Source organism: Streptomyces graminofaciens (genome assembly GCF_030294945.1).
Classification (GTDB): Bacteria; Actinomycetota; Actinomycetes; order Streptomycetales; family Streptomycetaceae; genus Streptomyces; species Streptomyces graminofaciens.
The window spans coordinates 2,484,686-2,511,441 of record NZ_AP018448.1 but is presented as its reverse complement, the minus strand read 5'-3'; the positions used below and the strand labels follow the sequence as shown (position 1 = coordinate 2,511,441).

Sequence of the window (26,756 nt, the reverse complement as noted above, 5' to 3'; positions counted from 1 at the left end):
AGAGCGCGACGGACGAATCCCGGTCCCGTACGTCGAACGCTCCGCGGAACTCCTGCGCACCCTGCTGCCCCCGTGACGGCCGGATCGGCCCTACGCGAGCCCGGTCCCGATGCGTGACGTGCTCTTCTCCACAACTTTCGATGTCAGGAGCCTCGTTGAGCGACTCAACCCCGGCCGTGGAGGCGGGGAGCAGAGCTCCTCCGGCACTCCGCGCCACTTCGGCCTCGTATTCGCCGCCCGCATGGCCGCGATGCTGTCGCCATGCCCGTCTACGGCCGCCTCGGCGACCCCGGCACTGATGCGGGCACCGCGACCTCCGCCCACGACTTCTTCCGCGAGATCGGCGCCACCCTCGACACCTCGGGTGTCGGCGCGGTGTTCACCCACCGCCTCACCGACCAGCTGGCGACCGCCTCAGTGGCGCCTCCGCCGGGCGCGGTGGGCGACACCCGCTCGCCCACTCCGGCGCTGGTCCACTCCCTCCCCGACAACGTCCAGGACGCGGTGATCCTCTCCTGCCAGCACGCCCTGACACCGGTGTTCCGCTACCTGGTGCCCGTGGTCGTTCCCGGACTCGTACCCACCCTCCTCCCCGAGAAGGAACTCGCCGACGGCAACGGCAACGGCAACGACGTCGACTCCGACGCGACGCCCGACCAGCCCGCGGAGGCCATGACTGGAAACTGACGCGGAACGCAGCTACCCGGAACGTGCTCATGTGACTGGCAGCCCGAACGCTGGTCGCTGGTGCGGGATGTGGAATTGCACGTCACGGCGCGGCGCACACAGCCGTGTGGGCGGGCCCATATCGGGCCCGCCCGGATCGTGCAGGGTGCGGGGAGTCGGGGTGGCGCCGTTTCGTGTCCGGGCCGCTCGCGCCGGTTACGCGGTGATCTTCTGCTTCAGCGTTGTGACGTGGCCCTTGATTTTCTGCTCGGCCTCGGCATGCTTGCGGCTGCGCTCCTGCTTCGCCTCCTCCTTCCTGATCCGGTCCGCGGCTTCCTCCATGGCCTTCAGTTCGGTCCGAGCCGAGTCGGCCGGGCGGCGCTCGAGGACGGCGTCGTAGCGCATGGCCAGCAAATCCAGTGCCTGAGTGTCGGACTCCCGCACCTCGGCGAGGACGGCCGTGCCCCCCGGCGGGACGTGCGGCGTGAACGCGCCGACGGCGCCGGTGGCCTCGGTGACCCGCTTGTAGTCGTAGCCCGAGCCGATCGCCGCGCCGATGCCCCAGCCCATCAGTACGCCGAGGGGGCCGCCGAGGATGCCGACCAGTGAGCCCACCAGCCCGCCGACGGCTGTGTTACGTCCTGCCTTGGTCTCCAGCCCCTCGGGGATGCGGACCGTGCCGTCTTCCAGGCGCTCGATCAGGACCGCGCCGCGGACCTCGGTGGTGGCGGAGGTCAGGTGCTTGAGGTCGCTGAGCGCCTGGTAGGCGGTGGCCCGGTCGGCGAAGCGGAGGGCGATGGCGTTTTCGCTCATGGACATGTGATGCCTCCTTGGACTCTTGCCCGTCATCTGTGAGACAGTATGTATCGAAGAGGAGTTGTGAGTCAATACGTCTCACAAATTGATGTGTGAGAGAGGCAGCCAAGTGCCCCGGAACAGCAACGACCCCCGCGCCCTCCGCAGCCGTGCTTCCGCCCTGGCCGCTGCCACCGCACTCCTCGTCGAAGGAGGACCGGAACGGGTCACCCATGCGGCGGTCGCTGAGCGTGCCGGAATGGGACGGGCCACCGTCTACCGGCACTGGCCCGACCTGCAATCCCTCCTCCTCGACGCCGTGGCCCACGGCGCCCGCCCCCTGCTCACGCTGGACGACGGCCCGGTCCGCGACCAGTTGGTGACCCAGCTGCAGCAGCAGGCCGACTGGCTCAACCAGCCTGTCTCCGCTTCGGTCATCGCCACGGTCATCGAGCGGGCGGAGCGGGACGAGGGCGTGCGGCGTGTCCGAGAAGAGATGTTCGGCCGCGCCGACGAGCACCTGGCGGACGTGCTCACCGCTGCCGTCGAGCGCGGTGAACTCCGCCCTGGCGTCCAGTGGAACGCCAGGCAACTGGTCGCCCAGATCCTCGGTCCGCTGCTGTTCCAGCGGTTCATGCTCGGTGCCAGGCTGGACAACGAGTTGGTAGTCGACGCAGTCGACGCAGCGCTCGCACCCTGGTATCCCGGCGCATGACGGTGGTCAGATCCGCGTGTTGCGTGACGCACCCGGGATCTGACGGTTTGCGCGGGAGAAGTACCTACTGAAGTTGGTGGGTTCGGTAGTGGGAGGTCCGCAGTGAACAGGGCTCTCGTGGCATCCGAGTCCGCGGGTCGCCAACGCGCGTCAGCGACAGGCGTTGTACGACCTGACCTCAGCACCGGCATTCTCGACGTACCGGATCACTCCGGGGATCTGGAGGATGCCCGAGGGGCGAGGGTGCCCCGCAGGGCGTCTGTCAGGATCGCGCGGACGTCGTCGGCGGAGACGGGGCGAGGGTTGGCGTAGGGCCGCCTCTGGGCCTGGGCGATCACCTCGGTGAGGTCGTTCTCGGTGAGGCCGAGTTCGTCCAGAGACCGCGGTGCCCCGAGTTGAGTTGCGACCCGCGCGAGGTGTCCCGGTACGTCGTCGGTGGCAAGGGCGCGGCGGAGGACACGCTCGGCGGCCGGAGCGGTGGGGAGGTTGAAGGAGGCGACGTAGGGGAGCAGGACGGTGTGGACGGGGGCGTGGGGCAGGTCGAAGGTGCCGCCGAGGATGTGGCAGAGCTTGTGGTGCAGTGACATGGTGGTCGCCCCCAGACAGCTCCCGCAGAGCCAGGCGCCGCGCAGCGCCGCGGTGCGGGCGTCCAGGTCGTGCGGGTCGGCGGTGAGGGCCGGTAGCGCGGTGGCCAGGGAACGTACGCCCTCCTCGGCCATCAGGGAGACGATCGGTGAGGCGTCCGGCGCGTACAGGGCCTCAACCGCATGCGCGATGGCGTTGAAGCCGCTGGTCACCGACACGTCGACCGGCAGGCGCAGGGTGAGTTCGGGGTCGTAGACCACGCTGCGTGGCAGGACGGACCGGTCCCGGCCGGTCTGTTTGCGGCCGTTTTCGGTGAGTCCCCAGATGGGAGTCATCTCGGATCCGGCGTAGGTCGTCGGCGCACTGATGACCGGTAGTCCGGACTTCAGCGCGATCGCCTTTCCCAGGCCGATCGTGGAGCCGCCGCCGACGGCCACGCAGCCGTCCGCGGCGACGTCGCGAGCGACCTCCAGAGCCTTCGCAGCGACGTCGGCGGGCACGTGCATGCGCGCCTCGGCGAAGACTCCGGCGCAGGAGTCGCCGAGCAGCGCGGCCGCTCGTTCTGCGAGGTCCCGCTGTCCGGGCGTGGACAGCACCAGCGGCCGGTGCAGGTGCAACCGCTCGGCCTCTTGCGGCAGCCGGTCCAGGCTTCCGGCGCCGAAGACCACGCGCATGGGCACGGCCTCGTACGTGAAGGTGTTCATGGCGTGTGGTCCGGGGCCGTCGCCAGGACGATGTCGAACGTCGCGTGCCGGAAAGGGGTGGTCACGCCGAAGCGCTCGGCTTCCTGCTGGTCCCGCGACTCGGCGAAGTCGGTGATCAGCCCTCGTTTGACTGCGAAGACGGCGTCGGAGTCCACGTAGGGGCTGCCCGCGACGAACGCGTGCGTGGTGACGGGCCGGTGGCCTGGGGTACCGGCGATGAAGTGCACATGGGCGGGCCGGTAGGGGTGCCTGCCGGTGGCACGGAGCAGGCCGCCCACCGGTCCGTCGGTCGGGATCGGGTAGTGGGAGGGGACGACGGTACGGAACCAGTAGCGGCCCTCGACGTCCGTGTGGAACAGCCCGCGCCCGTTGCCCGGTGGCTGTACGTCGGGCTGCTGCACGTCGTAGAAACCGTCCTCGGTGCACTGCCACACGTCCAGCTCGGCCCCGGCCAGGGGAGTGCCGTCGGGACCGGTGACCCGGCCGGAGACGACGCAGGGCCGACCGGTGCCCATCAGGTCGATGGAGTCACCGAGTTCGCGGCGTGGCGACTCGGTCATGTGGAAGGGGCCCAGGACCGTGCTCTCGGTGCCCTGCTCGTCCCCGTTCATGGTCTCCACGAGCATGGAGACGCCCAGAACGTCGGAGAGCAGCACGAACTCCTGCCGGGTGTCGTCGCACTTCTGGCCGGTGGCGGTGAGAAAGCCGATCGCGGCCTCCCATTCCTCCATCGTGGGTTCGGTGTCCTTCACGAATGCGTGCAGATGGCGTGTCAGGCTCTCCATCACCTCCCGCAGCCGGGCGTCCTTGGTTCCCCGGAAGCTCTCCACGACCGCGGCGGTGGCCGTCTCGACGGTGAAGTCCATTGCTACTCCTCGCTCTTCGGGACGATGTTGCCAGTGAGGTGGTCCGTGAACCAGTCCGCGGTGAACGCGTCGCGTTCGGCGGCATGGTTGTACAGGGTGTGTTCGCCGTCCGGCCAGATGCGCAAGGTGGCGGTGGCGGGACCGGCGGCGCGCAGGAACGGCTCCTGGTCCTCGTAGCGGGCGAGCGGGTCGCGGCCGCCGTGCAGCAGGAGCAGCGGGCAGGTGATGCGGTGCGTGTCAGGGGCGAAGCGGAGGCTGTGCATGACCTCGGTCACCCGGTCCAGACCCTCGGTGCCGACCGCCGCGGAGATCTGTTCGCGGGCGGTGCGGAACTCGGGTGTCGTCGGTGCGGCTGGGGCACCGTTGACCACTACCGCGGCTACGCGTGGGTCGGCGGCGGCCAGGTGCGCGGCGAACAGACCGCCGAAGCTGATGCCCTGGACGCCGATGCCGCCGGCGAGGCGGGAGTCGGCCTCGGCGAGGTCGATGAAGCGGGCGAAGCCTTCGGTGACCTTCTCGTCGAAGTAGAGGCCGTGACGAAGGCGCGATTCCCCCTGGCCGGGACCTTCGGCGAGCAGACAGGCCAGTCCGCGCGCGGTGTAGGCGTCGGCGATGCGCAGGTACGCCGCTCCCCATCCGCTCAGGCCGCCCCAGACGACGACGGTGGCCCGGGCGGGGCCGGTGGGTGGCAGGCAGAGCCAGCCGGTCAGGGTGCTGTCGCGGTGAGGGATCTCGACCCGTTCGATGCGTGACGCGTAGGGAACGGCGAGGCCGGCGGCCGATGCGGTGGCGGCGGTGTGACGGGAGTACAGCTCGCGCTTGTCGTCGTTGTCGGTCTGGTACGCCATCTGCGCGAACATCAACGCGGCGGACGCGTACCGGTACGACTCACGGGCCGTCGTGAGATGCCCGGCCTCCTCGGCGAGACGGGCGCGCTCCAGCCAGGTGTCCGCGAGGAGCGCGGCGGACTCCTCCCAGGGCGTCCCACCGGCTGTGTCGGAGAGGAGCCGGCGGGCATCCGCGTGATCCATCCCGCAGTCGACGAGCCGGGTGAGGGGCATGGCCCGGTGCTGCGCGGCCACGAGCGGCGACAGCGGGGCGGTCTCCGGGTTCTCGAGCGTCATACGGCTGTCCTCACTGTTCCGAAGAGAGCTGCGTTCAGGTCGTCCACCAGCGTGCCGAGGTCCGTACGGTCCACGGCCGAACCGAACAGCACGAAGTCGGGGCGGGCCAGATAGCCCACCGCGCCAAGTCGCCGGAGGTAGGCCCCGTGCCGGCCGTCGAGGTCTTCCACGGTGTCGAGCGAGACCACGGCGCAGCCCAGGCGTTCCAGCAGGGCCAGGCGCTCCGGTCCCAGAGCCTCCGTAGGGTCCTCGGCCGTGACCAGGGCGAAACCGAAGCCGGTGAGGTCGTCGAACCGCCCGGTCGTTCCGTCGACGGTCCGGATGCGGCCCTGCGGAGTGAGGATGCCGACGGGGGTGACGGCGTTCTGCCGCAGGACGCCGTTGCTGATCGGCGGGAAAGGAGGCGGGGGAGGAATCCTGCCGGCGGCGAAGGCCGCGTCCCGGGCAGCCGCGGCCTCCACGTCATGGGTGTTGGCGACCTTGCCGAGCCCGATTGCCGCATGGGTGAGCACGGTGACGTGCGGGCGGCGCTCGCTCTCGTAGGTGTCCAGCAGAGTGTCGGGGGTCTGCTCGCCGAGCACCAGATGCAATTTCCAGGCGAGGTTGGTCGCGTCGCGCATGCCGCTGCACGCGCCCTGGCCGAGGTACGGGGGCATGGTGTGGGCGGCATCGCCCGCCAGGAAGACGCGCCCCACCCGCCAGCGGGTGGCGATGCGAGCCTCGAAGCTGTACACCAGCCGACGAACGACCCGCAGGTCGTCGGGCCCCAGGTCGTGGTACTGGCGCAGGAGACGCCAGGCGGATTCCGGGGTGGTCATCTCCTCGGTCGTCTCCCCCGGCAGCAGGGCGAACTCGAAGCGTTGACGGCGGGTTCCGATGTTGATGGTCATGTGACCGCGCGCCGGGTCGCAGTACTGCGTACCGACCGCGTACTCGGGAGGCTGAGGGCGCAGCCATTCGGTGTCGATGTTGAGCCACTGCTCGTTGAAGCCGAAGTCCTGGCGCTCCACGCCGAGCAGTTCGCGAACCCCGCTGCGGCTGCCGTCCGCCGCGATCACGTAGCGGGCGCGGACCTGGTCATGCGGACCGTCTGCGGTCACCGTGTCGGCGTTCCATCCGCGCAGCCGCAGGGTGACGGCGTCCGCGTCCTGCTCCAGATCGGTCACCGCCCAGCCCTGGCGGACATCCACGGTTCCGTAGGTGCGCAGGCGCTCGTCGATGGCGCACTCGACGTCGGGCTGGTACATGGAGATGTGGTCCGGAAAACCCAGCGGACCGTTGGGGTCCGCCGGGATCTTGATCAGAGTCTGGCCCTTGCCGTTGACCCACACATACTCGGACAGGGACGAGTCGCGCAGCGCGTGGTCGATGTCGCCCGCCGCCTGGATGGTTCGGGCCGCCTCGTGGTCGATGTGGGTGAGTCGGGGCAGCCCGTACAGGCCGGGCCAGCGTTCGCATACAACGACCCGGTGGCCGAGCCGGCCCAGCAGCGACGCGGCGGTGAGTCCGGTCGGTCCGTACCCGACGACGGCGATGTCGTAGATCGGGTCCACAGTGCACCTCCAGAAGAGCCCCGCGCCGTTGTGGGAGAGGGTTTGGGCGTGAGGAGTGGGAAAGGGGCGATCGGCCTCTGAGCCGATGACGATGTGCATCAGAACTGGCACGCGTGAATTACGGTTCACAACATGGCCAACGTTGACAACAGATCTGGCCTGTGAGGCACAGCAAGTGTCGCCCTTCGAATGAATCGAGATTCACATAACGGCAACATGAACGTCAAGAGTCCGACGGATAAGATGCGCGAGTGACTGACTCCACCGTGCGTAGACCGGCCGCTCTGCAGGAAGGCGGTCGCCGTTCGCAACAGGACATCCTTCGTGCCGGGCTCACGGTGCTCGAAGGAGGCGGGGTGGACGCGCTCACGGTCGCTGCCGTCGCCGAGCGCGCGGGCGTGGCGGTCGGCAGCATCTATCGGCACTTCGGTGACAAGGAAGGGCTGTTGTACGCCATTCAGCGCGCCTTCACCGACATGATCCGGGCCGAGATCGCAGAGCGGGTGTCCGCAGAGCGGCTGCGAAGCCTCCCGGACCCTGCCGACGAGGTCGCCGAAGCGGTGGGGGCGATCGTCGACGCCTTCCGGACGCACGAACACCTGCTGGGTGTCTTCCTTCTCCTCGGCACCCGCCATGATGCGGTGAAGACGTTGGGTTCGCGAGTCAGCGTCGAGGGCAACCACCGCTTCGTCGAGGCTCTCGATCACATACCCATCGCTCACTCCGACCGGGCCGCCGCCCTCGACTTCGCGTACCGCCTGGTCTACGCCGCTGTGGCGCACCGGGTCACCCAGGGTGAGTTCCTCGAGTCGGATCGGCCCCTGCCATGGACCGAGCTGAGGAAGCAGCTCCAGGCGGCGGTCATCGCCTATCTGCTGGGCGCGTCGCAAGGGCATTGATCGGCGTCTTTGGATGTATCCGTGTCGACCGTCTAGGATCTGCCGAAGTGGCGTGTGACGAAACGGCGAATGTGGACGCCGCGAGGCAGGAGCCCGGCGATCCCGACAAGGAAGACCTCACGCGCGGACTGCCTCAGGAACTTGTCCTGGCTCTGGTAGCAACCGTCGTGCTTGATCACGGTCACGGCGAGGCGATTCCGTCGCAAGTGTTCGTACGGGTTCTCGGCGACGTCGGCGTGAACGAGAGCGCCGCCAGGGCCGTTCTGTCCCGGATGGTGCGGCGAGGCGTGCTGCTCCGCGTCCGGCAGGGGCGGACGGTCGCCTTTCACCTCAGTGACGCCGGGCGTGCCCAGCTGACCCGGGGCCGGGACCGGGTCCTGTCCCCCCGCCCGTTCGATCATGCCTTCGGCGAGTGGACGCTGCTGAGCTTCTCGGTTCCGGAAAGTCGGCGTGACCTGCGATACCGGCTGCGGGCGCGGCTCGCCTGGGCAGGCTTCGGCGCGCTGCGGGACGGAGTGTGGATCGCCCCGGGAGCGCCCGAGATCGAGGACGTGCTGGCGGGCTTTCCCGAAGCGGACGAACTGACTGCCACGGTCGACTTGTTCACCGCGACACCACGGCGCCCCACGGAACTGCCCGCCCTGATCGCCAGAGTCTGGGACCTGAATGTCCTGCGCCGGGAGCACCAGACCTTCCTGGACCGCTGGGAAACCGCCGAGAAGCGCCGCGGTGGCGAACTGGCCCGTCTCATCTCCCTGTTGGCGGACTGGTTCCGCCTGCTGCGGGCGGATCCCGGACTTCCCCCCGCACACCTGGGCCCGGACTGGCCGGCCACCAGGTCGGCCATGACGTTCCGTCGGCTCTACGAGGTGTGGGAGCGACCGGCGTACGAGGAATTCCGCACCCTGGTGCGACATACGTGACGCGATGTGTTCGGCGAGTCACGGCGCCTTCGGGTCGTCCGACCGTTTTCAAATTTCGATGATTCATTGACGGTCGTCGAAAGTATGCCTAACGTCAAGGCGTGACGTGCCTGCCGCCGCTCCGGAGAGCGGCCCGTTGCGGCACCTTCGCTTCCCACTCCCCTCCGAACCGTTCTGGAGGACGGATGAAACGACATGTCTTCGACGTGATGCACGAGCAACTGAGGTCCGTGGCGCGGGACTTCGCCGAACGCGAGGTGGCCCCTCACCTCGACGAGTGGAACGCCGCCGGTGTCGTCGACCGCGCGCTGTACGCCAAGGCGGGCGCCCTGGGGCTGCTGGGCATGGGCGTCGACGAGCGCCACGGTGGGGGCGGCGAGCCGGACTTCCGCTACAGCGTGGTGATCAACGAGGAACTCACCCGTGTGGGGGCGACCTCGGTAGTCATGGGCCTCTCGGGCTTCAACGACCTCGTTGCTCCCTACCTGGACGAGTTGTGTACCGACCAACAGAAGGCCCGCTGGCTCCCGCAGTTGTGCGCCGGCGAGCGCGTGGCCGCCCTCGCCATGACCGAGCCCGGCACCGGCAGCGACCTCAAAGGGATCGCCACGACCGCGGTTCCCGACGGCGACGACTACCTCCTGAACGGCACCAAGACCTTCATCAGCAACGGCATCCTCGCCGACCTGGTTGTCGTCGTGGCCAAGACCGATCCGGCACCGCGCAGCGGGCACCTCAGCCTGTTCGTGGTGGAACGCGACATGCCCGGATTCAGCCGCGGCCGCAAACTCGACAAGATCGGCCTGGCTGCCCAGGACACGGCCGAACTGTTCTTCGACAACGTCCGCGTGCCGCGCGGGAATCTCCTCGGGAAGGAGGGTGAAGCGCTCAGCTGTCTGCGCCAGAACCTGGTGCGCGAGCGGCTCAGCGTGGCGGTGACCGCGGTGGCGAGCATGGAACGCGCGTTCGGCCATGCGCTGTCCCACACCACTGAGCGCCATGCCTTCGGGCAGCCGCTGACGTCGTTCCAGGCGACTCGCTTCACTCTTGCCGAGCTTGCCACCGAGGTGCAGGTCGCCCGCGTCTTCGTCGATCGGTGCATCGACGAGTACGTCCATGACGGGCTCTCGGACATCGAGGCGGCAATGGCCAAGTGGTGGACAACCGAACTGCAGCAGCGCGTGCTCTCGCAGTGCCTGCAACTGCACGGCGGATACGGCTTCATGCGTGAGTACGCCATCGCGCGCGAGTTCCTCGATGCCCGTGCCAGCACGCTTTACGCGGGAACCACAGAGATCATGAAGGAGATCATCGGCCGGGCCGTCACGCGCGAGCCCACCCGACGGCTCAGCTGATCCACTGCAGACCGCCCCCGCGCGACACACCCCATCCCTCCATCTTGAGAGCCCGCAAGCCGGCCGGGTCGATCGCGCACCTCGACCAGTCCAGCTCACCGCGGAAACCGAATTCGTCCAGGACCAGGCCAGTGCAGCTTTGCCCGCACCCGGGCCGTGGACCATCCCATGAAACGGCGATAAGCGGTGGCCCAGGGCGGACCGAACGCTGACGGGACCTGCGCCCATGTGCAGCCGGGATGTGATCTATCCCCGGTACCTGAACGGCTTCTTCCCGAAGGCCGGTATCCGCGCACATGGCTTCTGGACCAGCCCCGACGACAAGGAACCACGGCTGTTCGTGCTGGCGTCGATGGATGAGGGCGCTGACCCCACCGAACTGGCCGAGCGCTTTGGTCGGAGTCCGGAGCTGGCGGCGCCCGTCTGAGCCGGCCTCCGTGAGTCGGGCGCCGGCCAGTTCCTTGCCGACCTCGAAGGATTCGACCCGTCGAAGATCACTGGAGTCGAGGTCACATGCTTGAGCCCGACGGTCAGTTCACCTCTGCAGTAACCCTCACAACTGCGACACCGGCTACTGACCAAGGGATGGATGCCCTCGTCACCGGCGGAGCCGGCCCCTCGGTGCGGCTCCACCCAAAACCGTCTTGTCCTCGTAGTGCGGTACTACCCCGCAGTGACACATCACTGGCAGTCCCGTGCAATGTAGCCTGTAGGTTAACGAAGATGTCCACCTACAGACGAGGACCGATGACCTTGAGTGACCGTGAGCTGGATACGGGGTCCCTCGGCGAAGCCGCCTACCTCCGGATTCGGGCTGACATCGTCAGGTGTCGGCTGGCCCCGGGGGAGCGGCTCACCGAACGCCGGCTCGCGACCGATACGGGTTTCGGGGTGTCGCCCATCCGTGACGCACTTACTCGCCTGGATCACGAGGGGCTGGTGCGCACGCTTCCGAGGAAGGGCTACCAGGTCAAGCCCCTCACCATCAAGGCGGTCGACGATCTCTTCGACTTCTGGGCAGTCCTCGGGCCGGAGGTGGCCCGTCGCGGTGTCGTCGGCGCCACTGAGGAGCAGCTCGACCGCATCATCGCCTGTGGCGCGGAAATTGCGAGTCTGACGAAGGAGCAGGGGCGCACGCGAGAGGCCACACAACGCACTGTCGAGATCATCGACCAGATGTTCACCATCCTGGCCGAGGCCACCCGCAACGACTACATGATCAGTACCTGCGCCCGTTTGTCTGGAGAGTTGACACGGGTGTGGATCCTGGTCATCGACTCCGAACTGCTGGACTACGGGGAACCGCTTGTCCCTCTGGGCAGGTGGAAGGACAACTTCCTCCTGCGTGACGGTGACAAGTTCGCGGAGTTCGCGCGGTACTACATCGAGCAGTCCCACAACCGGGTCCTGCGTACGCTGGCACGCTGGCCGTCCGTGGTCGCGACAGAGGTCGTACCGCTGCGGAAGACGACCCCGCAATAGCCGCAGGTGCAGCAGGTTGACACAGTGATGTTTCAAATCTAACTTGTGACATATCAGCGCGCTGACAGTATGACTTTGCTTGCGCGCCCTCTGTCCCTGCCTCAAAGGAGTGGCGTGTGTATCTCCGCGTAGACACCCGACGAGTCCCTCCCACCGTCGAGATGTGCGAACAAGAGGACTTCACCGCGTTCAAGGTCGTCCTTGTCACGTCCACGCACGCATGGGTGAAGCCGGACACGCTCACGAACCTGGCGGGGCGTGCGGAGGATGACGCATGGCAGGACAAGCTCGCGGCGATGATTGCATACGCCGAACGCCAGGGATGGACAGACGAGCAAGGCCGTGTCCGCGCACATGTCGAGACGACCGCCAGCGACGGTGTGGCATGACGATCGAGACGACTGGGACAACAGAGGTCTACGAGGCACCGGAGACCATCCGCCGCATGTTGGTGACCACATGGGCGTTGCTGTACAGCATGGACGGCGCTCAGCGGCGTGAGTGCGAGTTCTCCATGGACGACCCGGGCCGGGTGGACTGGGACTTCATTCCCAAGCCTGATCGTCAGGGGGTGCCGCTGGCTGGCTTGAACTCCCACCAGCGCACGCTCGTGCACAGTCTTCTCGCGGCGTCGCTGAGCGAGCAGGGCTACAGCCAGGTGCTGCAGATCATGGCGATGGAGAACATCCTGCGCGAGCGCGAACAGCAGATGCTGGGCGCACCGACGGGCGACTTCCGCAACAGCGACCAGTACTTCCTCGCGTTCTTCGGCCGACCAGGTTTCGAGGACACCTGGGGTTGGCGCTTCCTGGGCCACCACATCTCCCTGAGCTACACCATCATCGGGCAGCGGTGGCTGACGGTCACCCCGTGCAACCTCGGGGCACAGCCTGCCAGTGCCGGCTTGCTCGCTCCCTTGGCGCACGAGGAGGATCAGGCCTTCGCGCTGTTGCGCTCACTCACGCCCGTGCAGCGGGACCAGACGGTGATCCACACGGTGGCACCTGCCGACTACGCCACCCGGCAGGTCCCCTTCATCGGCAAGGTGGAATACCCGGATCACGAAGACCTGGGTATCCCGTGGTACCGGATCACTGACGAGGACCGCGAAGCGCTGAAGTTCAGCAAGGACGATCCGAAGGGCGTCTGTGGCAAAGACCTGACCACTGACCAGGGCGACGCACTCGTCGAACTCGTCGGGACCTACCTCTGGCGGATGCCCGGTGAACTCGCGCGCAAGCAACTCGCCCGCGTCGAACGTGAAGGACTGGACAACCTCTACTTCTGCTGGGCGGGCGGCCAGGAACCCGGAACCCCCCACTACTTCCGCATCCAAGGCAGCACCGTGCTGATCGAGTTCGACAACGCCATCGACAACGGCAACCACATCCACTCGATGTGGCGGGACTACCGGAACGACCTCGGCCACGACCTCCTCGCCGAGCACTACGAACGGGAACGCGCCACCGGTCACCACTTGACCACACGGCTCCGCTCGAGCGTCCCCGACAAGTAGGACCGACCGGCACATCGGCTACCCGGTCATCGGGGCGAAGGAGCGTCGGCGATGGTGTTGGCTGCCTGGTGGACCTTTTTTCCGTAGTCGGACCAGAGCGTCCTGGGCATCCGTGCCTTCGGCGCTGAGATGGACAGGGAGCCGACGGGGCGTTCATCGGCGGCGAGGATGGGCGCGGCTACGGAGACCACGCCGTCCTGCAGTTCCTCGTTGGCAACCGCGTAGCCGCGCTTCCTGATGAGGGCCAGTTCCTCGTAGAGCTTGGCGGGCTCGGTGATGGTTCGCTCCGTGACGGCCGCCAAGCCGTGCTCCACGTAGCGGGCTGCCTCCTCGTCCGGCAGATGGGCGAGGATCGCCTTTCCGTTGGAGCTGGCATGCAGGGGGGCGCGCGCGCCCAGAGGGGCGAAGGCGCGCACGGGGTGCGGGCTGTCGAGGCGTTCCATGAGCACGGCCTGGTGACCGTCAGGGATCATCAGGTGGATGGTTTCCTGAACCTCAGCCGCGAGCGCGTTCATATGGGGCAGGGCTCGGTCGCGCAGGCTGCCTCGATTGGCGACCGTACTGCCGACGACGAACGCCTTGGTGGCGACAATCCAGCGCGCGCTGTCCGCCTGGTCGCTCTCAAGCCAGCCGGCTTCGGCGAGGGCGACAAGACCCCGCTGGACCGTCGTCTTGGGCAGGCCGAGCTGCCGACTCAGTTCGCTGAGTCCCACCGGTTGCAGCTGGGAAACGGCTTCCAGCACCCGCAGAGCGGTCAGGACGCTTCGCATTGCTCTCCTCGCACGGTTCGGCAGGCCTGCACCAGTCCCCAGAGTAACAATGCTGGTCCACCATGCGGACCGAGTGCGCCGACGCAGCCTGCCCCCTTGCCCGACCGGCGGTCGGGCAAGGGGGCAGGCGCTCTGCGTCCTCTTCGCTCTCAGGGGTTGATGAGAGTGGACTCCTCGGGGAGGGCGAACGACCATCCGCGGGTGAGGAAGTCGCCGACGACGTCGGCGAAGGCTTCGGGCCGGTCCGCCTGGATGTCGTGCGCCGCGTCATGGACGAGCACAAAGTGGCTGTTCGGCATGTGGCGCCGGAAGACGCGCCCGTTGTCGGATGGGGTCACGCCGTCGTAGTCCCCGAACACGACGAGCGTGCGGACCTGGCACGTGGACAGGCGTGCCACGAGTTGCTCGTCGTACTCCGGAGTCTCCGCCAGCAGTCGTCCGACCAGCGGCCACACCCGGGCCGCCGCCGAGGGGTCCGGCGGTTGCCACGCCGGGACCCGCTCGGGGTGCCTGCGGAACATGCGGCGCATCTCGTCCGGTGCCAGATGCGGCCCGGGTGGGGTGCTGCCGACACGGAAGGTCGCCGGGGCTTCGAGTACGAGGGAGGCCAGCCGCTCCGAGTGGTTCAGCGCGAGGTGCGTGGCCACGGCACCGCCGAAGGAGGTGCCGAGCAGGTGGTAGAACTCCAGGCCGAGTGCCCGTGTCGCCGCGTCGATCGTGGCGGCCATCTCGGCGAGCGACTGGTGGCGGTCGTTGGGCTGCTCGCCGAAGCCGGGCATCTCGAAGAGGATCACCCGGTAGCGGTCGGCGAGGATGTCCAGCGCCGGGGAGAACACCGGGCCGCCGGCGCCGTGGAGCACGACCAGGGCATCGCCTTCGCCTGTCTCGAAGTACCGGATGGTGAATCCGTCGGCCTCGACCGCGTGCTCAGTGAAGGCGGCGCCGGGCACGGTGGGTGTGGTTGTCATCGTGGGCTCCTCTGTCGGTCAGGCGGCGGCAGGCGCGTCGGCGTGAAGGGCCGGGATGAGTTCCCGGCCGATGAGTTTGATGCAGCGGATCACCTGTTCGTGGCTGAGGCAGTTGCTCGGCGGCACGATGGCGAACTCGACGCGGCCCATTCCGATGTGCCGCTCCGCCTCACGGATCTGCGCCAGTACGGTCTCGGGGCTGCCGAGGAAGGGCTCGCCGAACTTGGGCGCCATCGAGGGATCCAGAGGTGCCCCCTTGGGAGCGCCGGCCAGGGCCGCGCCCGCCGTGGCCATCGCGATCAGCTGGTCGAGGTTGTCGGTGGCGAACAGTCCTTTGCCCTGCGGCCACTTGTCGGCGGTGTCCTCGCGAGCCTGCTCGTCGGTCTCGGCGATGTAGGCGAACTGCCGGTAGAGGATGTTGTCTGCGGTCGGTGCCCAGCCGGCCTCGGCGGCTGCTTCACGGTAGGCGGCCACGACTTCCCCGCACTTCTCCGGCGCCATGAAGCTGATGCCAGCGTCGCAGCGCATCCTGCCGGCGAAGCGCGCGGAGGCGACGCTGTTGGCCGACAGGAGGATCCTCGGGTGGGGTTTCTGCACCGGCTGTGGGAACAGCGCGATGTTGCGGGAACGGAAGTACTTGCCCTCCCAGCCGAACGGCTCGGGCTCGGTCAGGGCTCGGATGACCAATTCGACTCCTTCCTCGAACTTCTCCCGAGCCTCCCAGGGGTTGGTGCCGTAGGTCATGTACTCGTTGGGAGTTCCGCGCAACAAGGCGAACCGCAGTCGGCCGCCGAGCAGGTTGTCGAGCATGGCGTACTGCTCGGCGACCATGATCGGATTGTGCAGCGGGAGGTCGGTGCCGTTGACCGCGATCTGGGCATCGGGCAACCGCTCACCCAGTGCCGCGGCGAACAGGTGGGGGACCGGGGTCAACTGGGACGTGTAGTGGTGCTCGGCGAGGTTGAGCGAGTCGAACCCGCCCTCGTAGGCCGCTTCCATCTGCTCGAAACCGAACTGCATGGATTGCATGCCGTGCTCGCTCTTGTACCACCGCGGTCGCAAGGGCCACGTCTCGTACGCGTCGAGATCGCCGTAGTACGCGACCGGTGTGAAGAGTTCGACCTTCATGTGCGGAACCCCTTCATGGAAGACATCGGGGTCGGGGCCGGTGCGGCACCCGTGTGACGGCGGCCTGAGCTATGAGACTGGCCGCTGTGAGATGTTACGAACTATCGTATGAGGCATTACATGCGTCAACCGGTGCGGCAAATTTCAACGACTCCAGGCTGTCGAGCGGCTTGACGCTCCGCTGAGCGCTGACTTAGCTTGCCAGTGGTCCGTATGGCGGTCCGATGGTCCGAAATGCGGATCACCGTGGCAGTACTGGATGAGGAGCGGCTATGACACATGACAGCGGCGCTGCAGGCGGTGTGGTGCACACCGACGTACTCGTGGTCGGCGCGGGGCCGGCCGGCTTGACCGCGGCCGCTTTCCTGGCCGAGTACGGCGTCAGTGCGATCACGCTGACCAAGTACGGGTCGACGGCGCACACCCCGCGCGCTCACATCACCAATCAGCGGACCGTGGAAGTGCTGCGCGACCTGGGCATCGAGGACCGCCTGCGTGAGATCGCGATGCCCGCCGAGTTGATGGGTACCAATGTGTGGGCGACCTCGTTCGCCGGGGTCGAACTGGCGCGCATGATGTCCTGGGGGCAGGGGCAGGACCGGCGTGCCGACTATGAGGCGGCGAGTCCGTGCGAGATGTGCAACGCGCCGCAGACCGTGCTGGAGCCGGCAATTCTGGCCGCGGCGCGGGAGCGCGAGGCCGACATACGGTTCAACACCGAACTCGTCGACATGACGCAGGACGACGAGCGTGTGCGGGCCAGAGTCCGGCGCCGCGACGACGGAGTGGAGTACGACATCGAGGCGCGCTACGCGATCGGTGCCGACGGCGGGAACAGCACGGTCGCCCGCAGCCTCGGGTTCTCCATGGAGGGCGCGACCGCCATCGGGTCCGCCTTCACGGTCTGGATCGAAGCGGACCTGTCCAGGTTCGTCGAGCATCGACCCGGCGCGCTGTTCTGGGTCTCGCCCCCCGGGACCAATGTGGCGGTGAGCCCCTGGACCGCGGTGGTGCCGCACACAGAGTGGAACGCCCTGTTCCTGATGCATGACATGCTGCCCGCCGACACTTCGGACCAGGCCGTCGCCGAGCTCGTCCGGGCCGGGATCGGGGATCCCGACGTCGACTTCACGATCAAGCACATCGGGCAGTGGGACATCAACCAGTTGGTGGCCGAGCGGTACCGCAAGGGCCGGGTCTTCCTGGCCGGTGACGCGGCGCACCGGCATCCGCCGGCGAACGGGCTCGGGAGCAACACCTCGATCCAGGACTCATACAACCTCGCCTGGAAGCTCGCCCATGTGCTGCGCGGACATGCCGGTCCTTCGTTGCTCGACTCCTACCACGACGAACGCAAGCCGGTAGGACGTCAGGTGATCGACCGGGCGATCAAGAGCATCCAGGATCTCCAACCGCTCGCCGAAGCCCTTGGGGTGGCTCCCGGGCAGACCGCCGAGCAAGGATGGGCCGCTGTCGACGAGCTTTTCGCCCCCGGCAAGGCTGGTGAGACCCGCCGAGCCGCTGTGCTGAATGCGCTCCCCTTGGTCGATTGGCAACTCAACTGCCACGGAGTGGAGTTGGGGCAGCGTTACACCTCCAGCGCCGTGGTCGACGACGGAACGCCATTCCCCGAGTACACAAGGGATCCCGAGCTCTTCTACCACCCGACCACGCACCCAGGGGCCCACCTGCCCCACGTCTGGCTCCAGCATGGCACCGGGCATGTCTCGACCCTCGACCTCGTCGGGCACGGCCGGTTCACCGTGCTCACCGGGGTCGGTGGTCAGGCGTGGACCGAGGCGGTGGCGGCGATCTCGCGCGAGACCGGCATCGCGGTCGACGCCCGGACGATCGGCTTGCGTGCCGAGTACGACGATGTCCTGGGGGAGTGGACCAGGATCCGGGAGTTCGACGACGACGGCTGCCTTCTGGTCCGCCCTGACCGCCACGTGGCATGGCGCTCGCGGGGCCTTGTGGACGATCCGGCGGCCACACTGCGCGGCGTCATCGCCTCCGTTTTGGGCAAGCCGAGTCCTTGATGCCACGTGATCACGTACTGAATCGCGATCTTCATAGCTGAAATATCAGGAGCCGATGACGGCACACCTGCATCGGCGTCCGGCCCTCTCGACAAAGGCGGTGCCTGTGAATGCCAGCGATTTTCCACCTCCGGCGTCGCCACCGGCCCCTGGATACGTTCCCGGCGAACTCTTCCGCCGAGTCATGGGTTCGGTGTGCACGCCGGTTTCCGTAGTGACCACCTTCAGTCAAGGCCGACCTCACGGCACCACGGTCAGCGCCTTCTCGGCACTGTCCCTGGAACCGCCGATGGTCCTGGTCGCCCTGGACCGCAACTCCACGCTGCTGTCGCTGCTGCAGCAGAAGAGACGATTCGGCCTGAACGTGCTGGGCGCCGATCAGGGAGAGCTGGCGATAAGGTTCGCCGGCAAGGGAGCCGACAAATTCGCGGGCGTGCCCTGGCAGGTCGACACCGGACTGCCTCGTCTGCAGGGCGTCACCGGCTGGCTCGCCTGTGAGGTGACACGGTTCGTCGATGGCGGTGACCATCTCGTGGTGATGGGGAGGGTGGTCGCGGCCTCGAGCCGGGACGGAGCGCCGCTCACCTATCACCGGCGTGAGTTCGGCACCCATGCCGTGCTGGAAGAGCGGTCGGCATGACCATCCGGCTCGGGTGTGACCTGCCGTACTTCGAGGATCCGTCGGCGATCCGTGACTTCGCCCAGGCCGCGGAGGAGCTGGGCTACGACACCCTCAGCTTCTCCGAGCACGTGGCGGCCACGACCGACAGTCCCTTTCCGCCGGGCTTCGCCTTTGACGACCCGTGGCACGAGACCATGACCCTCGCCGCCTATCTGGCGGGCGTCACGAGTCGCATCGAGATCACCACCTCGATGCTGTTGTTGCCCCTGCGGCCCACGGTCCTCGCCGCCAAACAGGCCGCCGAGGTCGACCTGATGTCGGGTGGACGGCTGCGTCTGGCTGTGTCGCTCGGCTGGAACGACCGTGAGGTCGCTCTCCTCGGCCAGGACCCCCGCCGCCGCGGCGCCCGCCTGGAGGAGCAGATCGAGGTCATGCGTCTGCTGTGGAGTGAGCCCAGTGTGAACTACTCCGGCGAGTTCCACGACCTCGACGGTGCGGGCATCCACCCCCGGCCCACACGCCGCATCCCCGTCTGGATGGGCGCGGGCAGCATGGCCAGTGGCGGAGTCCCCACCGACAGAGCCCTGCGCCGCATCGCGCGATTCGCCGACGGTTACAAGATGTTCGCCCCGCTCGGCCTCGACCCCGCCAAGGCCCGCGAGGTGGTTGCCCGTCTTCGGACCCACGTGCGCGACGCAGGCCGGCCCGCGGCCGCCGTCGGACTCGAGGCCCGCCTGCTCACCCAGGCTGTTCCCGGGCAACAGTGGCGTACCGTCATGGAGGAATGGGCCGAATCCGGCGCCACCTACCTCGGGCTCGGCAACCGCATCGTCGGCGGCACCCCGGACGAGCAGATCGCCGTCATCACCGACGTCATGCGGGTCCTGCGCGGCTGACCCGCATGACGTCGGTTCCCTGACCTCCGGTGGCGGTGATCGCCCTACCGGTCGGCCGAGTTGGCCTCCGCCGCGGCGGACGCTTTGCGCTGATGCACCAGGAGTCCGATGAACCCGGCTGCGAAACCGCTGATGAGGCCGCTCACGGCGTGATTCACGGCGTTGGCCGCCGCGCCCTCCGGCACGCCGACGAACGCGTAGTTGACGAGGGCGCTCAACACCGCCCCGATCAGTCCGCCGAGGAGGCCGGAGGTCAGCGAGACGCGCATGGCGGACGGTGGTCTGGTGCTGGACGCTGGTGTACTTGGCGTGGTCACGGTTCACAGCCCTTTCCGGTACTGAAGCGATGAGATCGAACTGGAGCTGGAGCCTTGTAAGGGCTCGCTCACAGGAAGAAGTCTGTTTCGAGGCTCTCCTCGGTGGCACCGTCGTGCAGGTAGCACGACAGGTCAAAGACGCCGGCCGAACGCAGCACCTCCTCGTCGACGTAGCACTGTCCATTGCTCTCGGATGCGGGGAGAGCGAGAATCGCCGCGGCCGCGTCGGCCATGATCTCCGGTCGTCGGGACGCCCGCATTCCGTCCTCGCCGCCGACGACGTTCCGCACGGCGGCGGTCGCCACCAGGGTCCGCGGCCACAGACAGCCGGCCGCGATGCCCTGCTCCCGATACTGTTCGGCCACACCGAGCGTCAGCATGGTCATCGCGTACTTGCTGACGGTGTACGGCGCATGCCGGGCCAGCCAGCGGCGGTCGAGGTTGAGCGGCGGCGAGAGGGTGAGAACTCGCGGTGCCGACGACTTGAGGAGGTAGGGCAGGGCGGCTGATGTGAGGGCGAAGGTGCCGCGTGCGTTGATGTCCTGTATCAGGTCGTAGCGCTTGAGGGGCAGCTCTCCGACACCGGTGAGGGCGATCGCCGAGGCGTTGTTGACGACTATGTCTATCCCGCCGAAGCGGGCGGCAGTTCTCGCCACGGCGTCGAAGACGGTGTCGTCGTCGCGGATGTCGCCGACGATCGGGAGAGCGTTGCCGCCGGCGGCTTCGATCTCCGCGGCCGCCGTGTGGATTGTACCCGGCAACCGGGGGTCGGGGGCGTCGGTCTTGGCGATGAAGGCGACATTCGCGCCGTCACGTGCGGCACGGACAGCGATCGCGAGGCCGATCCCGCGACTGCCGCCGGACATCAGGAGTGTGCGCCCGGCGAAGGGGTGTTGCGTGGACATGGGCGTCCTTCTCTGCGATGCGGAGGACCGATCGCGACGTCAGGTTTGTTCGGTGGAGTGGGTGGGGGCCGGCTTCCGCCGTGTCATGTGGGTCGGATGACGAACACTGGCTCCGACGTCCGGAAGGAGAGCTTCCAACCGCTGTCGGTGAGCCGGAACCGGTCGTGGAAATCGCCTACGGCGACCGGGCCTTGGACTGCGGCCGGCCGACCCGGTGCCGTCTCGGCGCGGAAGATCATCGCGTAGCTGGTCGAGGCGCATTCGTCCGGCGACAGCTGGGTGACGTGGATGGTGGTCATCACATGTCGCTCGAGTTGGGTGAGCGGTCGTTGCTCGAGCAGGGCGAGGATCTGCTCGGGGCCCTCCAACCGCTCACCGTGCCTGTCCCAGACGCCGTCGTCGGTGAACAGAGCCGCCACGCGGTCGAACTCCCGGTGATCGAGGTGATGGGCGAAAGCCACCACCAGGCGGCGACATGCTGCTTCCGCTTCGTACGAGACCGGTGCTGTCATGTCAGACCTCTTCCGTCCTGCCAGTCCGGCGGCTCACAGGTATGCGGGACGTTGCTTGACGCCCCGGTGAAATATCACCTAGCTTGCCATCAGGCCGTTATTCGGTCCAGTGGTCCACGATGCGGACCGATGGGAAGGGGCAGTGCCGATGGGCTGGACGACGAGAGTGGCGCCGTTTCTGGATGGCGTCAGGGTGCTCGATGTGACGGGCGCCCTCGCGGGGCCGTACTGCACCATGATCCTTTCCGATCTGGGCGCCGAGGTGATCAAGATCGAGCCGGTCGACGGAGACGGTATGCGCCGGCGAAAGATGGGTCCCGACCGCCGCTCCCTGCCGTTCGATCTCATTCATCGTGACAAGGGCAGCCTGGGTGTCGACCTGAAGTCCCCCGGCGGCCGACAGATCGTCATCGACCTGGCCCGCCGCAGCGACATCCTCGTGGAGAACTTCAGCGTCGGCGCGATGTCCCGGATGGGCCTGGGCTACGAGGATCTGCGGGCCGAGTGTCCGGACCTGGTCTACTGCTCCATCTCCGGGTTCGGTCAGTTCGGGCCGATGCGGGACGCCAAGGGCATCGACCTGATCGCGCAGGCCTATGGCGGCCTGATGAGTGTTACCGGCACCGACGACGGCCGTCTCGCCAAGGCCGGCTTCCCCCTGTCCGACCTCGGCAGCGGAATGTGGGCCGCGATCGGTGTGCTCGCCGCCCTGCTACGTGCCCGGGCAGGGGGCGGAGGCTCATACGTGGACATCGCGCTGGCCGACACGGTGGCCGCCTGGTCGCTCTGGGAGGTCGCCGACCACGTCGCCACCGGAGAGGTGCCCGGCCCGCTCGGCACCGCGCACCGCCTGGCAGCGCCGTACCAGGCCTTCGGCTGCGGTGACGGGCAGACCCTCGTCATCGGCGCGGTGGACCGCTCCTGGCCGCGGCTGTGCTCGGTGCTGGGCATCGATCTGTCCGGTGACGAGCGGTTCGCGACCGAGTACGAACGGTTCCGCCATCGCAAAGAACTGGCCGACATTCTGCAAGAGCGCTTCATCACTGCCCCGCGCGATCATTGGATGGCCGCGCTCCGGGACGCCGGAGTGCCCTGCGGGCCGGTCAACACCATCGACGCCGTCGTGGCCGATCCGCAGTTTCGCGTGCGCGGCATCTTCCCCAAGGACCCGCAACGCCACGGCGAGCCGGTCATCGTGAACACACCCGTCGTTGCCGACGGTGCGCCCCGCGCCCGAGGCGGGGCGCCGAGGCTGGGCGAGTCCGCTCCCGCGCTCCTCGCCGAACTCGGCTACAGCGCCGAGGACATCCAGCAACTGGTGGACGCCGGGGTCATCGCCGGCACCGATGCCTACGAAGACGCCGGTACGAAATGAGGAGACTGCCATGACGGAGCAGAGCTGGGCCGCCGAAGCCGGCCTGGGACGAGCGGAACTGGCGGACGGCCCGGCCGCGGTGCTGTTCCGGCCGGGAGCCACGGCAGCGCACATCGCCACGGTCGACGGGCTCGCGTTCACCGACCTGCCCGCGCTGCTGGAGGCCGCCGAGGGGCAGTCCGGCCGTATCCAGCCGGGCAAACCGGTCGCACTGAACGAGGACGCCCTGCTCAGCCCCGTCGGACGGCCGCGCAAGATCATCTGTGTCGGCCAGAACTACCCCGCACACAGCAGGGAGACGGGCCGCACCTCCGCCCCCTCCTACCCGGACCTGTTTCCCAAGTGGGACAACGCCCTGGCAGGCCCCTACGCGGATCTCGCACTGCCACCGGAATCGGACAAGGTCGACTACGAGAGCGAACTCGCGGTCGTGATCGGCCGACGGTGCCGCCGGGTCGCCGCCGAGGACGTGGCCGACGTGGTGTTCGGCTACACCATCGCCAACGACGGGTCCGTACGCGACTACCAGCTGCACACCCCCGGCCGCACCGCCGGCAAGGCGTGGGACGGTCTCACCCCGCTCGGGCCGGTCGTCGTCCCCGCCGAGCGGCTCGGCGGCGTCCACCCCGACCTTCGTGTCACCGGACTGCTCAACGGAGAGACCGTGCAGGACGACCGCACCAGCAGCATGGTCTACGGCGTCACCGAGCTGATCACCTACCTCACGACCTTCCTCACGCTGGAGCCCGGCGATCTGATCCTGACCGGAACCCCGGCCGGAGTCGGAGCCGTCCGGCAGCCACCCCGATATCTGACCGACGGCGACGAGTTCCAAGTCCACATCGAAGGCATCGGGGCGCTGTGCAACCGCTACCACGCGGAGAAGCGGCCGTGAGCGCGATGCCGCCCCCGGGCACCGTCCATGGGAAGGCAGAGGACTCCGTCGGCTGGGTCACGATCAGCAACCCGGGACGCCGCAATGCCCTGTCGATCAGCATGATGGGCCAGTTGGACGAGATTTTGCGGCGCCTGGACGACGATCCCACGGTTCGGGTGATCGTCCTGCGCGGGGAGGGCCGCGTGGCCTTCGCGGCCGGCGCGGACATCTCCGAGTTCGAGGCCCAGCAGACCAGCGCGGTGACCCGGTCGCTGGCCGAGAAGACGGAGGCGAGCCTCTTCGGAGGGCTCGCGACGCTCTCCACACCGCTGATCGCCATGATCCACGGCCACTGTCTGGGGGCGGGCGTGGCAGTCGCTCTCGGCGCGGACATACGTATTGCCGCGGACGACAGCCGGTTCGCCATCCCGGCCGCTCGCCTCGGCATCGGCTATCCCGTCACGCTCACCCACGCTTTGGTGCACGCCGTCGGGCCGGGCTACGCGGCCGAGATCCTCTTCACCGGTCGTCCTCTCGCGGCAGCGGAAGCGCTCCATGCCGGCCTCGTCAATCGTGTCCTGCCCGCAGGGGAACTCGAGGAGGCGACCCGAGCGTTGGCCGCGGCCATCGCGGCCAACGCGCCGCTGACGGTCCGTGCCGCGAAGGCCGCGATCAAGTCCGCCGTCGACGCGACGAGGCGGGAAGATGCCGAGGCGCTCGTCGCCGCGTGCGCCGAATCGGATGACGTGCGCGAGGGGCAACGTGCCTTCATGCAGAAGAGGCGACCCGAGTTTTCAGGACGTTGACCCCGGCTTCCGGCCACCACAACAGACCTCCGTCCCCATCTGTGAGGACCCGCCTGTCGGACTGTCCCGGCTGTCCGTTGCAGCATTCAGGCTGAGCGCCCTCGCGCCGTAGGTCGCGATGATCCACGGCATCCGTCCCTTTTTGAAAGCTGTTGTCAAAGGAGATCGCAGCATGCAGGGAACATTGGCTTGGCCTCTGGAGAACGCGGCCCGCTCCCACGGTGCCCGGACGGCTGTGATCGAGAGGGAGCGGCGCCTGACCTATCGTGAGTTGCACGACCGGGTCCGGCGTATCGGGGCAGGTATGGCGGAGGCCGGGATCCAACCGGGGTCGGTCGTCGCGGTACTGCTGGCGAACTCCTTGGAGCACCTGGAGAGCTGGCTGGCCGTGCCGGCGTACGGTCGCGTCCTCACCACCCTGAACACGCGGTTGGCTGTCCCTGAACTGGCCTTCATGCTCGAGGATTCCGGCGCCGAGATCCTCATCGTCGATGCGCCGAACCTTGAGGCGGGCCGCCGTCTTCGCGAACGCATCCCCGGCCTCAGGCAGCTGCTGTTCGCCGGCGACGGCACCTGTCCCGACGACTGTCTGCCCTACGAGTCACTCATGGCCGACCAGGGCGTCGCGCCCCCCGATCTCGATCCCGACTCGCTCGCCGTCATCATGTACACGGGAGGCACGACGGCAGGCCCCAAGGGCGTCATGTTGAGCCATGCGAACATCCTGTCCAACTGCAAGCACAACTTCCACCAGGACGGGTTCCAGCCCGAGGACATCGTTCTCCACGCCCCGCCCTTCTTTCATGCGGCCGGTGCGCAGATGATCCACACGGTCACCTGGGTGGGCGGCACCCACGTGCTCCTGCCCCGGTTCACGCCTACCGGTTACGCACAGGCGGTGGCCGAGCACCGGGCCACCGTCGCATTCCTGGTTCCCACCATGATCCACATGCTGCTCGACCATCTCGACGACCATCCCGCCGATTTCAGCAGCCTGCGGCTGGTGCACTACGGCGCTTCTCCCATGTCGGGAAAGCAATTGCGCCGGGCGACGAAGGCACTGGGCTGCGAGTTCATTCAGGGGTACGGCATGACGGAGGCAAGCCCCGGGTGCACCTTCCTGTCGCCCCAGGACCACCGAAGAGCACTCTCGGGAGAGGTCCCGGAGCGGTTGAACTCGGTCGGCCATCCGCTTCCGGGTGTGCAGCTGGAGATACGCGACGCCGACGGCCGCCCCGTAGCCGACGGCACGGTCGGCGAGATCTGGGTCCGGGGCCCGAACATCATGCTCGGCTACCTCAACCGTCCCGAGGCGACCAGCCAGGCCCTGGTGGACGGCTGGTACCGCACAGGCGACGGCGGCTACCGCGACGCGGACGGTTATGTGTTCCTCGTAGACCGGATCAAGGACATGATCATCACTGGCGGGGAGAACGTGTATTCCCTGGAAGTGGAGCGCGTGCTGGACACGCACCCGGAGGTGGCCGAAGTAGCGGTCATCGGCGTGCCCGACAAACGCTGGGGCGAGCGCGTGCACGCGGTGGTCGTCACCCTCACCGGAACCGGCGTCACAGAAGGGGACCTGATCGAGCACTGCCGCAAGCACATCGCCGGCTACAAGGTGCCGAAGACGGTGGAGTTGCGCACCGAGCCTCTGCCGAGGTCCGGCGCAGGCAAGATCCGTAAAAGGGAACTCCGCGGAAAACATGTGCGCACTGAACCGTCGACGGCGGCGGCACAGGACTGAATCAACAGGCGCCCGTCATAGAGCGGGTGGGCACCTAGGAACCGGTCCGCGGAGCTCAGCCTCGCCAGGGCCGGGTCCCGTGCGCCGGGGCGGCGCTACTGACTCGCCGGACGGACGACGAGGTTGGCGACGCCGCCCGCTGCGCTCGTGCCGGCTGGGGTGACCACAACGGTCCGAAGATCGACTGCTGTCGGTCCATCATGGAGTGCAGTTCGATGGGCACTTCACCGGCTGTCGCACCGATGTTGACCGCGCGCCCTCCGCGGGCCGCCGAGGAAGGTGCTGTGTGGTGCACCGGGGCCGAGCCGCTCGCCTCGATGCCCAGGGGTGGCGTGGCGGTCGCAACAAGTACTTCCGGTTCACCGCCATCGACGATTGCACCCGGCTGCTCGCGTTGGTCGAGGTCATCCAGACCGACAGCGGCGCCGAATCCAGTGCGTTTTCCACTGGCACGTGCTCGACGAGGGCACCGCCCCCACCTACATCAAGCCCCGCACCCTGGGGCTGAACGGCAAGGTCGAACGTTCCCACCGGATCGACGCCGAGGACGCCCTCACAGCGGCCTCGGCGACCAGCGTCAGTGGCACACCGTCACCGGCTCATGGCCGGCT

Annotated in this window: 27 protein-coding genes and 2 pseudogenes; 17 read left to right on the top strand and 12 right to left on the bottom strand. The window is 67.9% G+C overall.

Features of this window, described 5'->3' with window-relative positions:
* Window positions 1–261 precede the first annotated feature (261 nt).
* Window positions 262–687, top strand: coding sequence for a hypothetical protein (locus SGFS_RS10990; RefSeq protein WP_286249620.1), 426 nt, complete (start codon window positions 262–264; stop codon window positions 685–687).
* Window positions 688–882: 195 nt separating this feature from the next.
* Here the strand turns inward: SGFS_RS10990 and SGFS_RS10985 are convergent, their stop codons facing one another.
* Window positions 883–1,485: a hypothetical protein gene (locus SGFS_RS10985; RefSeq protein WP_286249619.1), complete on the bottom strand. Its 603-nt coding sequence runs from the start codon at window positions 1,483–1,485 to the stop codon at window positions 883–885.
* Window positions 1,486–1,591: 106 nt separating this feature from the next.
* Between SGFS_RS10985 and SGFS_RS10980 the strand changes: the two genes are divergently transcribed.
* Window positions 1,592–2,176 carry a TetR/AcrR family transcriptional regulator gene (locus SGFS_RS10980; protein WP_286249618.1) on the top strand — a complete coding sequence of 195 codons (585 nt, stop codon included), beginning with the start codon at window positions 1,592–1,594 and terminating at the stop codon, window positions 2,174–2,176.
* A 206-nt stretch (window positions 2,177–2,382) separates the two neighbouring features.
* Here SGFS_RS10980 and SGFS_RS10975 read toward each other — a convergent pair whose 3' ends face one another.
* From SGFS_RS10975 to mhpA, 4 genes are read right to left on the bottom strand one after another with little or no spacing between them, the layout of a single operon-like run.
* The gene (locus tag SGFS_RS10975; RefSeq protein WP_286249617.1) at window positions 2,383–3,465 is read right to left on the bottom strand and encodes a maleylacetate reductase; all 1,083 of its coding nucleotides are present in this window, start codon (window positions 3,463–3,465) and stop codon (window positions 2,383–2,385) included.
* Window positions 3,462–4,331 carry a dioxygenase family protein gene (locus SGFS_RS10970; protein WP_286249616.1) on the bottom strand — a complete coding sequence of 290 codons (870 nt, stop codon included), beginning with the start codon at window positions 4,329–4,331 and terminating at the stop codon, window positions 3,462–3,464. The genes SGFS_RS10975 and SGFS_RS10970 overlap by 4 nt, the downstream gene beginning before the upstream one ends.
* Window positions 4,332–4,333: 2 nt before the next feature.
* Window positions 4,334–5,455: an alpha/beta hydrolase family protein gene (locus tag SGFS_RS10965; RefSeq protein WP_286249615.1), complete on the bottom strand. Its 1,122-nt coding sequence runs from the start codon at window positions 5,453–5,455 to the stop codon at window positions 4,334–4,336.
* Window positions 5,452–7,008, bottom strand: a complete 1,557-nt coding sequence (gene mhpA, locus SGFS_RS10960) for a bifunctional 3-(3-hydroxy-phenyl)propionate/3-hydroxycinnamic acid hydroxylase MhpA (protein ID WP_286249614.1) — start codon at window positions 7,006–7,008, stop codon at window positions 5,452–5,454. Before mhpA ends, SGFS_RS10965 begins: the two co-directional genes overlap by 4 nt.
* 251 nt (window positions 7,009–7,259) lie before the next feature.
* Between mhpA and SGFS_RS10955 the strand changes: the two genes are divergently transcribed.
* The 3 genes from SGFS_RS10955 (at window position 7,260) to SGFS_RS10945 (ending at window position 10,185) form a co-directional block, all read left to right on the top strand.
* Window positions 7,260–7,907 (top strand): TetR/AcrR family transcriptional regulator, encoded by a 648-nt coding sequence (locus SGFS_RS10955; RefSeq protein WP_286249613.1) that lies wholly within the window; start codon window positions 7,260–7,262, stop codon window positions 7,905–7,907.
* Between the two features lie 47 nt (window positions 7,908–7,954).
* Entirely contained in the window at window positions 7,955–8,830 is an 876-nt protein-coding gene (locus SGFS_RS10950; protein ID WP_286249612.1) for a PaaX family transcriptional regulator, read from the top strand.
* A 185-nt stretch (window positions 8,831–9,015) separates the two neighbouring features.
* Window positions 9,016–10,185, top strand: coding sequence for an acyl-CoA dehydrogenase family protein (locus tag SGFS_RS10945; RefSeq protein WP_286249611.1), 1,170 nt, complete (start codon window positions 9,016–9,018; stop codon window positions 10,183–10,185).
* A 43-nt stretch (window positions 10,186–10,228) separates the two neighbouring features.
* Here the strand turns inward: SGFS_RS10945 and SGFS_RS10940 are convergent.
* A pseudogene (locus tag SGFS_RS10940) lies at window positions 10,229–10,469 on the bottom strand (IS5/IS1182 family transposase); the annotation flags it as partial.
* Between SGFS_RS10940 and SGFS_RS10935 the strand changes: the two are divergent.
* The 4 genes from SGFS_RS10935 to SGFS_RS10920 all read left to right on the top strand — a co-directional run bounded on the left by SGFS_RS10935 (window position 10,412) and on the right by SGFS_RS10920 (window position 13,183).
* Window positions 10,412–10,612 carry a hypothetical protein gene (locus SGFS_RS10935; RefSeq protein WP_286260454.1) on the top strand — a complete coding sequence of 67 codons (201 nt, stop codon included), beginning with the start codon at window positions 10,412–10,414 and terminating at the stop codon, window positions 10,610–10,612. The pseudogene SGFS_RS10940 and the gene SGFS_RS10935 overlap by 58 nt on opposite strands.
* A gap of 86 nt (window positions 10,613–10,698) precedes the next feature.
* Window positions 10,699–11,667 carry a GntR family transcriptional regulator gene (locus tag SGFS_RS10930; protein ID WP_350283992.1) on the top strand — a complete coding sequence of 323 codons (969 nt, stop codon included), beginning with the start codon at window positions 10,699–10,701 and terminating at the stop codon, window positions 11,665–11,667.
* 161 nt (window positions 11,668–11,828) lie between these two features.
* Entirely contained in the window at window positions 11,829–12,056 is a 228-nt protein-coding gene (locus SGFS_RS10925) for a hypothetical protein (protein ID WP_286249609.1), read from the top strand.
* The gene (locus tag SGFS_RS10920) at window positions 12,053–13,183 is read left to right on the top strand and encodes a DUF3500 domain-containing protein (protein WP_286249608.1); all 1,131 of its coding nucleotides are present in this window, start codon (window positions 12,053–12,055) and stop codon (window positions 13,181–13,183) included. Before SGFS_RS10925 ends, SGFS_RS10920 begins: the two co-directional genes overlap by 4 nt.
* 26 nt (window positions 13,184–13,209) lie before the next feature.
* On the opposite strand, the gene SGFS_RS10915 is transcribed toward SGFS_RS10920, so the two are convergent.
* From SGFS_RS10915 to SGFS_RS10905, 3 genes are all read right to left on the bottom strand, one after another.
* Complete coding sequence (locus SGFS_RS10915; protein ID WP_286249607.1) at window positions 13,210–13,953, bottom strand: IclR family transcriptional regulator; 744 nt, start codon at window positions 13,951–13,953, stop codon at window positions 13,210–13,212.
* A 149-nt stretch (window positions 13,954–14,102) separates the two neighbouring features.
* On the bottom strand, window positions 14,103–14,921 hold the full coding sequence (locus tag SGFS_RS10910) for an alpha/beta fold hydrolase (protein WP_286249606.1): 819 nt from the start codon (window positions 14,919–14,921) through the stop codon (window positions 14,103–14,105).
* A gap of 18 nt (window positions 14,922–14,939) precedes the next feature.
* On the bottom strand, window positions 14,940–16,049 hold the full coding sequence (locus tag SGFS_RS10905; protein ID WP_286249605.1) for an LLM class flavin-dependent oxidoreductase: 1,110 nt from the start codon (window positions 16,047–16,049) through the stop codon (window positions 14,940–14,942).
* A 272-nt stretch (window positions 16,050–16,321) separates the two neighbouring features.
* Between SGFS_RS10905 and SGFS_RS10900 the strand changes: the two genes are divergently transcribed.
* From SGFS_RS10900 to SGFS_RS10890, 3 genes are read left to right on the top strand one after another with little or no spacing between them, the layout of a single operon-like run.
* On the top strand, window positions 16,322–18,088 hold the full coding sequence (locus tag SGFS_RS10900) for an FAD-dependent monooxygenase (protein WP_286249604.1): 1,767 nt from the start codon (window positions 16,322–16,324) through the stop codon (window positions 18,086–18,088).
* A gap of 55 nt (window positions 18,089–18,143) precedes the next feature.
* A complete protein-coding gene (locus SGFS_RS10895) occupies window positions 18,144–18,728 on the top strand; it encodes a flavin reductase family protein (RefSeq protein WP_286249603.1) in 585 nt (194 codons plus the stop codon).
* Window positions 18,725–19,606: an LLM class F420-dependent oxidoreductase gene (locus SGFS_RS10890; RefSeq protein WP_286249602.1), complete on the top strand. Its 882-nt coding sequence runs from the start codon at window positions 18,725–18,727 to the stop codon at window positions 19,604–19,606. Before SGFS_RS10895 ends, SGFS_RS10890 begins: the two co-directional genes overlap by 4 nt.
* Before the next feature lie 44 nt (window positions 19,607–19,650).
* Here the strand turns inward: SGFS_RS10890 and SGFS_RS10885 are convergent, their stop codons facing one another.
* The 3 genes from SGFS_RS10885 to SGFS_RS10875 all read right to left on the bottom strand — a co-directional run bounded on the left by SGFS_RS10885 (window position 19,651) and on the right by SGFS_RS10875 (window position 21,340).
* Complete coding sequence (locus tag SGFS_RS10885; RefSeq protein WP_286249601.1) at window positions 19,651–19,875, bottom strand: hypothetical protein; 225 nt, start codon at window positions 19,873–19,875, stop codon at window positions 19,651–19,653.
* 116 nt (window positions 19,876–19,991) lie between these two features.
* Window positions 19,992–20,828 carry an SDR family oxidoreductase gene (locus SGFS_RS10880; RefSeq protein WP_286249600.1) on the bottom strand — a complete coding sequence of 279 codons (837 nt, stop codon included), beginning with the start codon at window positions 20,826–20,828 and terminating at the stop codon, window positions 19,992–19,994.
* A gap of 83 nt (window positions 20,829–20,911) precedes the next feature.
* The gene (locus tag SGFS_RS10875) at window positions 20,912–21,340 is read right to left on the bottom strand and encodes a nuclear transport factor 2 family protein (protein ID WP_286249599.1); all 429 of its coding nucleotides are present in this window, start codon (window positions 21,338–21,340) and stop codon (window positions 20,912–20,914) included.
* Window positions 21,341–21,488: 148 nt separating this feature from the next.
* On the opposite strand from SGFS_RS10875, the gene SGFS_RS10870 reads away from it, so the two are divergent.
* The 5 genes and pseudogenes from SGFS_RS10870 to SGFS_RS51805 form a co-directional block, all read left to right on the top strand.
* Entirely contained in the window at window positions 21,489–22,715 is a 1,227-nt protein-coding gene (locus tag SGFS_RS10870; protein ID WP_286249598.1) for a CaiB/BaiF CoA transferase family protein, read from the top strand.
* 10 nt (window positions 22,716–22,725) lie between these two features.
* Window positions 22,726–23,610 carry a fumarylacetoacetate hydrolase family protein gene (locus SGFS_RS10865; RefSeq protein ID WP_286249597.1) on the top strand — a complete coding sequence of 295 codons (885 nt, stop codon included), beginning with the start codon at window positions 22,726–22,728 and terminating at the stop codon, window positions 23,608–23,610.
* 5 nt (window positions 23,611–23,615) lie between these two features.
* Window positions 23,616–24,398, top strand: a complete 783-nt coding sequence (locus tag SGFS_RS10860) for an enoyl-CoA hydratase-related protein (protein WP_286259885.1) — start codon at window positions 23,616–23,618, stop codon at window positions 24,396–24,398.
* 118 nt (window positions 24,399–24,516) lie between these two features.
* Window positions 24,517–26,145 (top strand): class I adenylate-forming enzyme family protein, encoded by a 1,629-nt coding sequence (locus SGFS_RS10855; protein WP_286249596.1) that lies wholly within the window; start codon window positions 24,517–24,519, stop codon window positions 26,143–26,145.
* Window positions 26,146–26,551: 406 nt separating this feature from the next.
* Window positions 26,552–26,694, top strand: a pseudogene (locus SGFS_RS51805) (IS481 family transposase); the annotation flags it as partial.
* Window positions 26,695–26,756: the final 62 nt, after the last annotated feature.

Coding starts and splice junctions, on each gene's coding strand:
- SGFS_RS10990 (WP_286249620.1), top strand. CDS start 262: ATGCCCGTCTACGGCCGCCTCGGCGACCCCGGCACTGATGCGGGCACC.
- SGFS_RS10985 (WP_286249619.1), bottom strand. CDS start 1,485: ATGTCCATGAGCGAAAACGCCATCGCCCTCCGCTTCGCCGACCGGGCC.
- SGFS_RS10975 (WP_286249617.1), bottom strand. CDS start 3,465: ATGAACACCTTCACGTACGAGGCCGTGCCCATGCGCGTGGTCTTCGGC.
- SGFS_RS10970 (WP_286249616.1), bottom strand. CDS start 4,331: ATGGACTTCACCGTCGAGACGGCCACCGCCGCGGTCGTGGAGAGCTTC.
- SGFS_RS10965 (WP_286249615.1), bottom strand. CDS start 5,455: ATGACGCTCGAGAACCCGGAGACCGCCCCGCTGTCGCCGCTCGTGGCC.
- SGFS_RS10945 (WP_286249611.1), top strand. CDS start 9,016: ATGAAACGACATGTCTTCGACGTGATGCACGAGCAACTGAGGTCCGTG.
- SGFS_RS10935 (WP_286260454.1), top strand. CDS start 10,412: ATGTGCAGCCGGGATGTGATCTATCCCCGGTACCTGAACGGCTTCTTC.
- SGFS_RS10930 (WP_350283992.1), top strand. CDS start 10,699: ATGCTTGAGCCCGACGGTCAGTTCACCTCTGCAGTAACCCTCACAACT.
- SGFS_RS10925 (WP_286249609.1), top strand. CDS start 11,829: ATGTGCGAACAAGAGGACTTCACCGCGTTCAAGGTCGTCCTTGTCACG.
- SGFS_RS10920 (WP_286249608.1), top strand. CDS start 12,053: ATGACGATCGAGACGACTGGGACAACAGAGGTCTACGAGGCACCGGAG.
- SGFS_RS10915 (WP_286249607.1), bottom strand. CDS start 13,953: ATGCGAAGCGTCCTGACCGCTCTGCGGGTGCTGGAAGCCGTTTCCCAG.
- SGFS_RS10910 (WP_286249606.1), bottom strand. CDS start 14,921: ATGACAACCACACCCACCGTGCCCGGCGCCGCCTTCACTGAGCACGCG.
- SGFS_RS10905 (WP_286249605.1), bottom strand. CDS start 16,049: ATGAAGGTCGAACTCTTCACACCGGTCGCGTACTACGGCGATCTCGAC.
- SGFS_RS10900 (WP_286249604.1), top strand. CDS start 16,322: ATGACACATGACAGCGGCGCTGCAGGCGGTGTGGTGCACACCGACGTA.
- SGFS_RS10895 (WP_286249603.1), top strand. CDS start 18,144: ATGACGGCACACCTGCATCGGCGTCCGGCCCTCTCGACAAAGGCGGTG.
- SGFS_RS10890 (WP_286249602.1), top strand. CDS start 18,725: ATGACCATCCGGCTCGGGTGTGACCTGCCGTACTTCGAGGATCCGTCG.
- SGFS_RS10885 (WP_286249601.1), bottom strand. CDS start 19,875: ATGCGCGTCTCGCTGACCTCCGGCCTCCTCGGCGGACTGATCGGGGCG.
- SGFS_RS10880 (WP_286249600.1), bottom strand. CDS start 20,828: ATGTCCACGCAACACCCCTTCGCCGGGCGCACACTCCTGATGTCCGGC.
- SGFS_RS10875 (WP_286249599.1), bottom strand. CDS start 21,340: ATGACAGCACCGGTCTCGTACGAAGCGGAAGCAGCATGTCGCCGCCTG.
- SGFS_RS10870 (WP_286249598.1), top strand. CDS start 21,489: ATGGGCTGGACGACGAGAGTGGCGCCGTTTCTGGATGGCGTCAGGGTG.
- SGFS_RS10865 (WP_286249597.1), top strand. CDS start 22,726: ATGACGGAGCAGAGCTGGGCCGCCGAAGCCGGCCTGGGACGAGCGGAA.
- SGFS_RS10860 (WP_286259885.1), top strand. CDS start 23,616: ATGCCGCCCCCGGGCACCGTCCATGGGAAGGCAGAGGACTCCGTCGGC.
- SGFS_RS10855 (WP_286249596.1), top strand. CDS start 24,517: ATGATCCACGGCATCCGTCCCTTTTTGAAAGCTGTTGTCAAAGGAGAT.